This is a genomic window from Pseudoalteromonas sp. SG44-1 (genome assembly GCF_014164315.1).
Lineage (GTDB): Bacteria > Pseudomonadota > Gammaproteobacteria > Enterobacterales > Alteromonadaceae > Pseudoalteromonas > Pseudoalteromonas rhizosphaerae.
Genome location: NZ_JACJEW010000045.1, coordinates 1 through 12,516 on the forward strand (window position 1 = coordinate 1; position 12,516 = coordinate 12,516).

Annotated in this window: 10 protein-coding genes; 6 read left to right on the forward strand and 4 right to left on the reverse strand. The window is 40.6% G+C overall.

What is annotated here, in order from left to right; all coding sequences use genetic code 11:
- Window positions 1-285 precede the first annotated feature (285 nt).
- The 3 genes from H5187_RS17645 (at window position 286) to creD (ending at window position 3,813) form a co-directional block, all read left to right on the forward strand.
- A complete protein-coding gene (locus tag H5187_RS17645) occupies window positions 286-966 on the forward strand; it encodes a response regulator (RefSeq protein WP_182740175.1) in 681 nt (226 codons plus the stop codon).
- Window positions 953-2,434 (forward strand): two-component system sensor histidine kinase CreC, encoded by a 1,482-nt coding sequence (creC, locus tag H5187_RS17650; protein WP_182761667.1) that lies wholly within the window; start codon window positions 953-955, stop codon window positions 2,432-2,434. Before H5187_RS17645 ends, creC begins: the two co-directional genes overlap by 14 nt.
- A gap of 80 nt (window positions 2,435-2,514) precedes the next feature.
- Entirely contained in the window at window positions 2,515-3,813 is a 1,299-nt protein-coding gene (creD, locus tag H5187_RS17655) for a cell envelope integrity protein CreD (RefSeq protein ID WP_182761668.1), read from the forward strand.
- Between the two features lie 111 nt (window positions 3,814-3,924).
- Here the strand turns inward: creD and H5187_RS17660 are convergent, their stop codons facing one another.
- Both H5187_RS17660 and H5187_RS17665 read right to left on the reverse strand, forming a co-directional pair.
- Window positions 3,925-5,199: a LysM peptidoglycan-binding domain-containing protein gene (locus tag H5187_RS17660; protein ID WP_182761669.1), complete on the reverse strand. Its 1,275-nt coding sequence runs from the start codon at window positions 5,197-5,199 to the stop codon at window positions 3,925-3,927.
- A gap of 66 nt (window positions 5,200-5,265) precedes the next feature.
- Window positions 5,266-6,129 (reverse strand): LytTR family DNA-binding domain-containing protein, encoded by an 864-nt coding sequence (locus tag H5187_RS17665; RefSeq protein WP_182784926.1) that lies wholly within the window; start codon window positions 6,127-6,129, stop codon window positions 5,266-5,268.
- Between the two features lie 182 nt (window positions 6,130-6,311).
- Between H5187_RS17665 and H5187_RS17670 the strand changes: the two genes are divergently transcribed.
- A complete protein-coding gene (locus H5187_RS17670; RefSeq protein WP_182784890.1) occupies window positions 6,312-7,592 on the forward strand; it encodes an acyltransferase in 1,281 nt (426 codons plus the stop codon).
- Here the strand turns inward: H5187_RS17670 and H5187_RS17675 are convergent.
- Both H5187_RS17675 and H5187_RS17680 read right to left on the reverse strand, forming a co-directional pair.
- Window positions 7,589-8,905 carry a PAS domain-containing sensor histidine kinase gene (locus H5187_RS17675; RefSeq protein ID WP_182798109.1) on the reverse strand — a complete coding sequence of 439 codons (1,317 nt, stop codon included), beginning with the start codon at window positions 8,903-8,905 and terminating at the stop codon, window positions 7,589-7,591. The two genes, H5187_RS17670 and H5187_RS17675, sit on opposite strands and share 4 nt — an antisense overlap.
- 2 nt (window positions 8,906-8,907) lie before the next feature.
- A complete protein-coding gene (locus H5187_RS17680) occupies window positions 8,908-10,305 on the reverse strand; it encodes a sigma-54 dependent transcriptional regulator (RefSeq protein WP_182798110.1) in 1,398 nt (465 codons plus the stop codon).
- 225 nt (window positions 10,306-10,530) lie between these two features.
- On the opposite strand from H5187_RS17680, the gene H5187_RS17685 reads away from it, so the two are divergent.
- Window positions 10,531-11,784, forward strand: coding sequence for an efflux RND transporter periplasmic adaptor subunit (locus H5187_RS17685; protein ID WP_182798111.1), 1,254 nt, complete (start codon window positions 10,531-10,533; stop codon window positions 11,782-11,784).
- 11 nt (window positions 11,785-11,795) lie between these two features.
- Window positions 11,796-12,512, forward strand: a complete 717-nt coding sequence (locus H5187_RS17690) for an ABC transporter ATP-binding protein (RefSeq protein WP_182794871.1) — start codon at window positions 11,796-11,798, stop codon at window positions 12,510-12,512.
- Window positions 12,513-12,516: the final 4 nt, after the last annotated feature.

The window sequence follows — 12,516 nt, forward strand, 5'->3', positions numbered from 1 at the left end:
CCTCAAAGAATAATGAAACAGCAAGCAGGCGTATTCGCTTTCTCGCATTAGGCTCTTTACGTGATAAAGCTAAAAGTTGCTTGGATTTTTCTAAGTTCAATTTAGTAAAAGTAGATAAGTATCAGAGTGCTAATTAGATCACATAATTTGGCAGATTGGTATTAATCTTAAAAAACTCGCGCTCCCCATAAGAAAATATAAACTCGTAAACCTAACTATTGACTGCCTTTATAGTTACTGTAACTATAAACATTGCTAATTTGCTGTAGTAAAGGAATTAATTGCATGACAACTGCGCAGGTTGTGATCATTGAAGATGAGAAAGCGATCGCTGATACACTGATCCATACTCTAGAAATAGATGGCTTTGCTGTGCAGTGGTTTGCTACAGCGGGTGAGGGGCTTGAATATATTAAAAACAATATGCCTGCCTTGGTGATTTTGGATGTTGGTTTGCCTGATGCCAATGGTTTTGAGTTGTGCAAACAGATAAGAGAGTTCTCAGCGGTTCCAATTATTTTTCTTACCGCCCGAAATGATGAAATTGATCGTGTTGTGGGATTAGAAATAGGCGCCGATGATTATGTTACTAAGCCATTTAGCCCGCGAGAAGTGCTTGCAAGGGTTAAACTTAGAATTAGACATAGCGAAGCTGCGAGTAAAGTATCCATCTCTTCAGAACAAGCCTCAGGCCTTTATGCCGAAAATTTTGATTATCATTTCCAAAACCAAGCATTGGCTCTCACAGCATTGGAATTTAAATTGCTGGATAAGTTAATTAGCCATCCTCGCCAAGTATTCTCCCGTGAGCAATTATTGTTGTCGGCGCAAAATCACCAAGATGCTATCTATGCTCGTAATGTAGATAGTCACATCAAGGCTATTCGCAATAAATTACGCGCAGTATCGGCTCCGGAATGTATTCATACTAAACGTGGTTTTGGTTATTACTATGAATCTACCTAAGCCAACAAATACGGTATTTGCTCGTCTTAAAAGATGGCCTAAGATCCCGCTTGGACTGAGGCTGTTTTTACTCTACTTTGTATTAGTGATTTTAACCGCTTACTTGGTTAGCTCAACAGTTATGAGAGAGATCAAGCCAACGGTACGCCAAGCGAGTGAAGAAACACTGGTCGATATGGCAAACATGCTGGCTGTAATAGCAAGCAACCCAATGGCGAACGGCGATATTGCACAGAGCGCTTTTGCTAAGCAAATCAACTTTTATGGTTTGCGTGATCCCGATGCTGCTATTTGGGGTGTTGAAAAAAAATCAGTTAATCATCGAGTTTATATAACCGATCAACAAGGGATTGTAGTGCTGGATTCATGGCAGCAGGATGTTGGTAATGATTTCTCTAAATGGAATGACGTTTACCTCACCTTACGTGGTGAGTACGGGGCACGTTCAACTGCATTAGACCCTAATGATCCGCTATCAACAGTAATGCATGTTGCTGCACCAATCATGTATAACGATGAGATAATTGGCAGTGTCACAGTTGCTAAAGCGAACCGTTCTGTACAGCCATTTATTGATATTTCTAGGTATCGGGTATTAACTTGGTTAGCGTTAATGAGTGTACTCGCACTTATCATTGGTGCGTTAATCGCGTGGCGTATAAATACTGCGTTATATAAGCTTGCAGACTATGCTGATAAAATGGGGCGCGGTGAAAAAACCAGTAAACCCACCTTTAGAGTTTTTTATGAATATAGCTTACTCAGTGATGCCCTTGAAAATATGCGTCGTCAGCTTGATGGTAAGCGTTACGTAGAAAACTATGTGCAAACTCTAACGCATGAGTTAAAAAGTCCATTGTCAGCAATCAAAGGAGCCAGTGAAATATTACAAACCCCTACCACGATAGATAAACAACAGTTGTTTGCTCAGAATATTGAAACCGAAGCTACGCGCATGCAGCAATTGATTGATAAGTTGTTAGCTCTAACAAAGCTTGAGCAAATCCCAGAACTTGAACAGCGGCAATTAATTGATTTACCTGCTTTATTAGCGCAGATAAAAGCCTCTTGTATCAGCAGGCTAATGACCAAACAAGTAGAGTTAAGAGTTGTATGCGATAACAAAGTTGCCTTTGTAGGGGATCAATTTTTAATACAGCAAGGCTTGTATAATTTGTTTGAAAACGCGTTGGATTTTGTATGTGAGCAGGGGAAAATCAATATTACGGTCACACAAACCGCAGGAGAGCTTTGTATTAATGTCGAAAATACTGGCCCGAAGATACCTGATTATGCGTTAAAGAGAGTAACCGAACGTTTTTATTCGCTTGCCAGAAGTAATGGACAAAAAAGTACCGGCCTTGGGCTTAACTTTGTAGAACAAGTGGTTAAGTTGCATAAAGGAAAATTAGACATCCATAATACCCCGCAGGGCGTATCCGTTAAGCTGTTTTTACCAACTCCATAAAGACTCCATATAAGCACCATTTAAAATCCACTTTTGTCGATTACTCTAGTTCCTATATTAAATAGGGAGTAAAGATAATAATGAAACAAAAAATTGAAACGAAGTTGGTGATCATCATAGGCCTAATTGTACTGTTATTAGTGCCTATCTTTATGATCCAAAACCTAATTGATGAACGTGCAGAACATCAGCAACAAGTGCAAGCTGATATTGCTAAAAGCAGCAGCGGTGAGCAACAAGTCATTGGGCCGTTTATTCAAGTGCAATTTATAGAAACTCACACCGTGGAAGGCAACACCACTGAACAGTTAAAAACGCTGTTATTGCTACCTGAAACATTAACAATAAACAGTGAATTATCTTCTTTTGAAAAATACCGAGGTATTTATAAGGCGTTACTATATCGCTCCGAGAATCACTTTGCAGGCCAATTTAATACCGAGGCTTTAAATGAATTAGCCGGTAAAAAGATAAAACAGGTGCATATGGTGATGGCGATTAAAGATATTCGCGGTATTGGTCAGGGCAGTACAATGCGCATAAATAACCAAGAATATGCGTTGCAGCCTGGCACTAAGCTGGCGCAATTACCCGAAGGCGTTAATATTGAGCTCGATTTTAGTGCTTTACTTGAGCAACAGACGTTGGATTATCAAATTGATTTAAATCTACAAGGAATGCGTAAACTAGCTATTGCTCCTATCGGCAAAGAAACCATTCTTAGCATGCAAGCCGATTGGCCACATCCAAGTTTCGTTGGCGATTACTTACCTATCGACTCAAGTATTTCAGAGCAAGGCTTTACTGCCAACTGGCAAACAAATTACTTTGCTACCAACTTAAAAGAGCTGTTTCAACATTGCGTTTTTCAAAATCAGTGCGAGCAATTTAAGCAACGTAGCATGGGAGTTAATCTTGTTGATGGTGTTGATCATTATTTAAAAAGCTATCGTGCCAGTAACTACGCAATTTTAGTGCTGATATTGGTATTTGCCAGCTTCTTTTTACTCGAAGTGCTTCGCAGCGAACCTGTTCATCCGGTGCAATATGGCTTTGTCGGTTTAGCATTGGCCGTTTTTTATTTATTGTTGATATCACTTGGTGAGCACCTAGGATTTAACCTTGCTTACTTACTATCAGCATTAGCTTCTTCATTATTATTGAGTATTTATGTGGCCGGAATGTTGAAAAATACTAAGCATGGTGGGTTGTTTCTGATTGCTATTCTGTTTTTATACAGCTTACTTTACGGACTATTAAGCGCAGAAGATTACGCATTGTTGATGGGCAGTTTACTGGTGTTTGCAGTACTGAGTTTGATTATGATGCTGACCCGCACAGTAAATTGGTACCACACTAAATCACAAGTTGATGATTAATCTCTGTTTGCAAAGGGCTGCATGATTGCAGCCCTTTAATTATTCAGGCCTAACACAGTTAGCATTGCATATAGCCGCTGAAGATAGGCTTATTATACAGCGTTCATGTTATTAACTTGCTGATAAAAATACGGTTAGCTTATCGCCTACTTTTAAGCGATCGCTTGAAAGGCTGTTCCATTGTTTTAGCTTAGTGATGCTGACTTTGTAATGGTTGGCTATTTTCCACAAGCTTTCGCCAGATTTAACCTTATGCTCTATTTGCGTATCGGCTAACTGCGGTAGCACTAATTTTTGACCAATACGTATGGTACTATTTTTCAAATTATTAAATGCTTTTAGTTGGCTTAAAGTTACTTTGTAGCGCTTAGCGATCACGCTCAAACTATCGCCACGCTTAACTGTATAATGTTGCCATTGGCTGTAGTCGTTAGAATCTTGATCAGCAATCATAGTCTCAAATTGCTTTTGCTCACTAGCAGGAACGACGAGATGCGGTGCATCAATAATCGCCGGAAAGCGAATGACCCCGTAGTTTAAGGGCTCTAACTGTTGCCATTGGACTTTATTATCTAAAATAACTGAGCCAGAAATGGCTATTTTGGCAATTGCATCTTTATTTGCTATTGCAGGGAACGCCATTTTTTGGCTTTTTAATAATTGTGCCGCAGCAAGTAGTTTAGGTACATACTGACTGGTTTGCTGAGGGAGTTTTAAACTGAAAAAGTCAGTTGGTTTACTTTGCTTTTTATTGTTGCTGATCGCTCTAAGTACACGGCCTTCACCTAAGTTATAGGCTGCTATAGCGTGATACCAATCACCATCAAAGCGTTTGTATAAGTACTCCATAAAATCCAGAGCAGCGCGGGTACTGTCGATCACATCTTGGCGGCCATCGTACCAAGGGCTAATTTTTACCTTAAAGTACTTAGCAATGGCAGGCGTTAATTGCCAAAGCCCAGATGCATGCTTGTGCGAATAGGCACTGGCATCAAAGTCGCTTTCAATCAGCGGCATTAGCGCTAATTCTATGGGTAAGTTCCGCTTTTCAACCTCTGTGACTATATAATAAAGGTAAGGCTCAGCACGGCGACTAATTTCATCCATATAGTTTGGGTGAGATAAATACCATGCAATGCGTTGTTGTACATCAGGGTGGCTAGAATTGGCAAATGTAAGTTGTGTGCGGATCCGTTGCCACACATCATCAAGTTCTTTAGCACTTAATGGGACTATTTGTTCTTTAGGTTCGCTTGGTTTTCTAACAATAGATGTAGTCGGTTCTGCCTTAATTGCTGGCTGTGAAGGTGGTTGCTCAGGTGTGGTTTCACAACCAGATAAAATAACAATTAATAGCAGAATGCGGATAAATCGATTTAAAGGCACGTACTAAACTACTCCGAAAATATAAATGCGGTTAACCTAAATCAGGCTAGCTTAACATAGCGTGAGTTAAGAATGACTTGTAGTTGAATTTAACTGTCCCTTAAATTGCTCTTTATAGCGACGCGATAAGTTAAGTACTTTGCCGGTTGTAAGTTTTACTTCACTGTCTCCGCTCGGTAGTGGCGTGATTGATTCAATCGCATCTAACCGAACGCCATGGGAGCGATGAATACGGCAAAACCCTTGCGGTTCTAACTGAGTTATAAGTTGGCTCATAGTTGCACGTAACGGGTAAATTCTTGCATCAATATGTAGATTTACATAATTACCGCTAGATTCAAGCCAGTCTATTTGTGCTACGCGGACAATAAATTCTTTTCCCAGTTTTTTTACCAGTAGTCTATCGAAATTTAAATTTTCAGGCGTATCTTCGCCTTGTCTGATCGGTGCTGCTTCACCACTTAATTGGCTCACTACATATTGATAGGTTTTAATAACAGCAATTAAAAATAAGAACCCCCACAAGTCTTTGCGGTATTCATAAAGTAATTCAAACCAGACCAAACCAAAGTCATAATACATGCCTTGTACGGTGTAAATGAGCTTGCGAATGGTGACCATAATGCCAATATGCAATAACGAAAAAGCAATGCTTGCCAGCAGATATAGCAGTAATGAGCGGGGGATTTTTTGCCAATTAAAAGGCTGGGTTTTTAATAGCCAAACTAAAGCGGGAAACAACAACAAGGTGCCAATAGCGCTGGAATATTCCCATACAAACGGCTCCCAGATCATAAATGGGAGTACGCCATCGCGCTGGGCTTCCATAATGTTTGAGCTGGCATTAATGGTGTTGTTTATAAAAATATAACTAGATAAAAATAATGCCGCATACCATCTCTGGTAGCGCTGAAAATGCGTTAAGGAGATCATTATTATTGTTACTCTTTAAAAGACCATCATTAGACTAGCAAGATAGTGATAGATCACCAAACTTATCATCCCTGATATCCACCGTTTATCCCTACTGACTGTTTTATCAGCCTTTTCTGATTGCTTAACGCAGATAGTTGTTCATATTTGTTATTAATTAGTCGTAAGCTAAATCTACCATGAAACTTAAAATAGTAATTAAAAACACAACACGTACGCTATTACAGCCATGGCTAAATGTGTTTAATCAAGCCGTTGAATTACCACCGCGCCGCTATGATTTAGATTGGCTACGGGTGATTGCGTTTGGTTTATTAATTTTTTATCACACCGGCATGTTATACAGCCAAAACTGGGGATTTCATTTTAAAAGCCAGTATTTGTCTAGCAGTGTTGAAAATGTCATGTTGTTACTGTCACCGTGGCGCATGGGACTAATCTGGTTTATTTCAGGAGTAGCGCTGCGCTTTATTATTGCGCGCTTTAGTTTAGGCATGTTTTTAACTACGCGCAGTGTAAAAATATTACTGCCTTTATTGTTTGGCATTTGGTTTATAGTGCCTATTCAGCTTTATGCGCAAATGAGCCAAGAGGTTGGTTTAGCTATGAGCTTTTGGCAGTTCTACCAGCAGTTCTTTAATTTAACTAACCCTTTATTTAATCACTATCAAGCAGGGATTTGGCCTCATGTCGATGTAAACCATCTTTGGTACTTGCGTTCGTTATGGCAATTTACTTTATTGCTAGTGCTAGCGATGCCGCTGCTTCATCACGCTACTGTGCATACAATAATCACGCGTTTATGTGGGCGCTCGTTATTTACTATTTTTATTGTATTGCTATTGCCGCTGTGTATTTTAAAGCTAAGCTGGCCGAGTGATACATTCCGATACCCCATGGGCGCGTTGTTTTTACTTTACGGTTACTTGCTTGCTTGGCAGCCTGCATTTTACAGCCAACTGCTACGTCACTGGCAGGCGTTATTAGTGGTATTCATTTTAGGTTATTTAGTTGTCGTGCTGGGTTATCACATGATTTGGCAAAATCCTGCCGCCAGCCAATGGCAAATTACCAGCATGGATATGCTGTATACCGCGCAACGATTAGTCGGTGTATTATTTATGTTGGCACTTGCACAACGTTTTTTGAATCACGATCACCCTAAACTGGCTTTACTAAACTGTGCAGTATTCCCTTTTTATTTATTACATCAAAGTGTGATTATTGGCTTAGCCTTTTATTTGTCTGAACTGCAATTAGGTGGTTTGGTGGAGCCATTATTTATACTCAGCCTCACTTTCATTATTTGTTGGTTGGTGTTTATTGGTGCGCGTCGTATCGATCTATTAAGCCCATTTATAGGGATTAAAGTCACAGGTAAATATAAAGCATGGCAAGTTAAAGCGGGCTTTTGCTACGGGCTTATATTGGTAAGCCCACTGATCTTTAAGTTAATTTAACCAAACACACATCTAAAGCATGCGCCTTGTGGTTTTGGTACATAAATTAAATCACCGCCGTGGTTGAGCATAATTTGCCTTGATAGGCTCAAGCCAATACCTGATCCTTGTTGTTTAGTGGTAAAAAATGGTACGAAGATCATATCCACCACATGTTCGCTGATGCCTGGGCCATTATCGCTCACTTCAACATAGAGTTGTTGGCTGGCGTTTTGTGCCAAGCTGAGCTTGATGTTTGGCTGAGCGGGGCTTTGCGCGTTATATTTTTTGTTGCTGCTTAGCACTTCAAATGCGTTCTTTATAAGATTTACTAATACTTGCTCTATTTGACTACTGTCTAGCATCACTAATTGCTGGCTTTTAATTGTAAGTTCTATATTGATTTGCAGCTCACGCGACTGTTGTTGATGCAAGGTGACAATACGCGCTAGCATATCGGCTAAATTTTCAGGCGCTAAATTAGGTTTAGGTAAGCTGCTAACTTGGCGAAAACGAGCAATAAAGTCGCCTAAATGTGCCGTTCTTGATGCTAAGGTGCTTAGTGCAAGCTGTAAGTCTTGTTTATCTTCAATATCAATAAAACACAGTTCTTGTGGCAGTAAATTGCTGCACGTATCAGCTAACGATGAAAGCGGGGTAATAGAGTTGGCAATTTCGTGCGTAAGTACTTTAGTTAGGCGTTTATACGCTTGTTGTTCTTTGAGTTGTAGTTGGTCATGAATTGATTGTAGGCTTACTACGCGACGCACTTTGCCTTGTATTTCGGCGATACTGAGTTGGATAGAAAGCGTGTCGTGCTGCTCGCCATTTTGCCAATAGGTGGTGCTGCGCATATTGTTCTTGGCGTTCAAAATTAGTTCACCAACAGCGCCTAATTCTCGTAGATGCTGGAAGCTTTTACCCAGTAATTTGCTAACTGCAGGGTTTGATTCGATCACCTTTCCATTGTCATCACATACCAATACGGCTAAATCAACATGGATGAGCAAAGCTTGTAAAAACTGCGCTTGTTGCTCGGCATTAAAGCGCGCGGTTTGCATTTGTGTTTTTACTTGCTCAAATTGTTTAAGCATTGGGTGTTGTTGACCAAGCCCTAAGGTGCTGTCGCCATTCGCTAAAGCACGTATCACCATTTCAGCTTGTTTTTGTTGGCGCTTAAAGAGCGTAAAAATATGCGTTATCAAGGCCGCAGTGACTAATATAATTAACAGCGAAGTTGCTGAAAGCCCATTATTTTGTAATAGATAACTAACGAGTGCGCTGGCGCTAATAAGTGCCACAATATTAATAGTTAATAATAAATGAGGGCGCATTGTTATAGCCCATACTTTTCAAGACGGCGATACATAGCACCACGCGTTAACCCTAAGGCTTTGGCCGCATGGCTAACATTACCTTGGTAATGTGTTAGCGCTGCACGCACAGTGCGCTGCTCGAGTATCTCAAGATCAAAGGTGTCGTATGCCTCGTTGTCATTGGTGGTTGTATGATTAGTAGCACCAGCACTACCAATCACTGAGCTAACATCAAGATTATCGCCATCACTTAAAATAACAGCCCGCTCAATAGCATGAGCAAGCTCGCGGACATTGCCTGGCCATGCATATTGACAAAGTAAGCTCATATCATGTGTTTTTATGGTTAAGTTGCGCTTGTACTTTTGTGCGAAATGATTGAGGTAATAATCTGCTAGCATTGGGATGTCATCACTGCGTTCACGTAAAGCAGGTAAGCGAATTTCAACGGTGTTTATTCGGTATAACAAATCTTGGCGAAAACGCCCCTCGGCGACAGCTTGATCAAGGTTATCATTAGTGGCACAAATTAGGCGGATATCAATATCAATCGCTTTGCTGCCGCCAACAGGTGTAATTTTGCGGTTTTGTAATGCGGCAAGCAGTTTAGCTTGATGCTCAAGGGGCAAATTGCCTAGTTCATCTAAAAATAAACTTCCGCCTTGGGCGAGCTCAAATTTACCAATTCGATCGCTTTTGGCATCGGTAAATGCGCCTTTTTTATGGCCGAATAGCTCACTTTCAAATAGGTTCTGTGCCACAGCACCCATGTCTAAACTCATAAAGGTTTGATTATGGCGCATACTTGCTTGATGAATGGCATGCGCGGTGAGTTCTTTACCTGTGCCGCTTTCGCCGGTGATCAGTATATTGGCATCAGTTTGTGCGGCTTTTTCAATGGTGGTGAATACCTGCTGCATAGCGGCGCTTTGACCTAAAAACTCAAATGGCTGATTATTGAGTACTTGATTAAGGCCGTCCTTTTGACGGGTAAGCTTACCCACTTGCTGTTTGTCTTTGGCATGTGAAAAAGCCGCCGCCACAGCCCCAAGTAGTTGCTCGTTTTGCCAAGGTTTAGCAATAAAATCAGATGCGCCTGCTTTAATAGCATCCACCGCGAGTTGAATGTCGCCGTAGGCGGTCATTAACAAAACAACGATATTAGCGTCTTGCTCGATGATTTTTTTTAACCAATAAAAACCTTCTTTGCCGCTGATGGAGTCTTGGGTAAAGTTCATGTCGAGTAAGATCACATCAATTGGCTGATCAGCTTTGCGTTGCTCGTTAATGATGTCAGCAATATCAAATGGGTTGTCAGTGGTTTTAACGCTTTGATAATGCTGCTTTAGCAATAACCGTGCGGCGATTAGAATATCGGGGTTGTCATCAACAATTAAAAGCGAGCCTGTGTGTTTCATGATTTTTATTTTTATAGAGTTTTATTTAGCCTAAAACAAAAAAGGAACAGTGTCCATAAATGGACGTTTATAAAATAAAAAAGTGTTCTATTAACGGACACTACAAACATAATAATAATTTCATTTAATTATAAGGCATTGAATTTTAATATTAAATAAAGTTGGCACAGCGTTTGTAATAACTATCGGTAATTAGTTTATTAAACCTGTATCAAGGTGGCCAACATGGATAAGAGAATAGAACGCTCATTTACGCAAAAGTATTTAAAGAAATTCACCTTTGCAGCATTGGCATTGGGTGTTGCTGCCGCTGCGTATGGGTTTACACAAACAGGTAATACAGGGCGTAGCCAGAATATTGAACGCAGTAGTTTAACCGTTAGCACGGTGAAACAAGGTGCATTTAAAGATGCCTTAAGTTTACGCGGTCAAGTGGTACCAAAAACCAGTATTTACCTTGATACCATCGCCGGTGGGCAAGTTGAGGAGCGTTTAGTGGAGCAAGGCGAATATGTTGAGAAAGGCCAACCACTAGTGCGTTTGAGCAATACCAACTTACAACTAGATGTAATGAGTCGCGAAGCCCAAGTAACTGAGCAGCTAAATTTTTTACGCAATACGCAAATGACTATGGAAACCAGCCGGTTAAATTTACGCCGTGACTTATTAGAAATAGAGCTAAAAATTACGCACCTCACCCGTCGTTTACAGCAAACTAAACCTTTGGTTAAAAGTGGCGTATTAGCGCAGGAGCAACTTGCAGAGTTAGAAGAAGATTTAAATTATTACCACGCTCGTAAAGAGCTCACGCTTGAGCGTCAAAAGCAAGAAAACTCAATCCGTGAGGTGCAAGTCGCACAGTTATCAGACAGCGCTAAAATGCTTGAAAAAAACCTGCAGTTTGCGCGTCGAAATCTCGACAATTTATTAATCAAAGCGCCTGTTTCAGGCTACCTAAGCGAGCTTGATGTGGAAATTGGTGAATCTAAAAACAGTGGCGCGCGATTAGGCCAAATTGATATTCCAAATGAATATAAATTAGTGGTACGCCTTGATGAGTTTTATTTAAACCAAGTACAGCGTGACATGACCGTGATGATTGAACTTGAAAGCGGCACAGTGAACGCCAAGGTGAGCAAAATTGATAGCCGCGTACAGCAGTCGCAATTTCAAATTGAAGTGGATTTACCCAGTAACACCAAAAGCATTAAGCGCGGCCAAAGTATTGATATTGAGTTAATGCTGGGAGGCGATAAAAACAATGCCTTACTGCTTAAACGTGGCGCTTTCTTTACCAACTCGGGCGGTAACTGGGTTTATGTTATTGAGCAAGGCGGTGATAAAGCAGTGCGTCGTGATATTCGCTTAGGCAAAAAGAATCAAAACTATTTTGAAGTGCTTGAAGGGCTCAATGCTGGGGATCAAGTGATTACCTCAAGCTACAGTAACTTTGATAAAGCACAGCAACTACAATTTTAAGGAAAATAACAATGATCAAACTAACTAATTTAAGCCGCGTATTTCGTACTCAAGATGTTGAAACTACAGCGCTAAGTAATATTAACTTAACCGTAACCGAAGGTGATTTTTTAGCGATAATGGGGCCTTCTGGCTGTGGTAAATCAACTTTGCTGTCTATTTTAGGTATGTTGGATTCACCAAGTGCAGGTAGCTTTGATTTTGCTGGAACCGACATTGCAGGCTATAGCGAAAAGCAATTGTCAGAGCTTCGTAAAGCATCAATTGGCTTTGTATTTCAAAGTTTTAACTTAATTGATGAGCTTACCGTATTTGAGAACGTAGAGCTGCCATTACAGTATCAAAAAATAAGCAAAAGCGAGCGCAAAGATCGCGTTGAAGCCATTTTAAAACGCGTAGGTATTGATCACCGAGGCGAGCATTTACCACAGCAACTGTCAGGTGGTCAGCAGCAGCGGGTAGCCGTTGCGCGTGCATTAGTCATCAATCCAAAGCTTATATTAGCCGATGAGCCAACAGGTAACCTCGACTCTAAAAATGGTGATGAAGTCATGGCGATGTTGCGTGAATTAAATAAAGAAGGTACCACGGTTATTATGGTTACCCACTCAGAGAAAGAAGGTAATTACGCTGATCGCTTAGTGCGCTTACTTGATGGCCAAGTGATGGTTGATAAAGCGAATTTACAGCAACAATCATCAAGTGTTGCGGATGCTGTTGTTGCGTAATGCT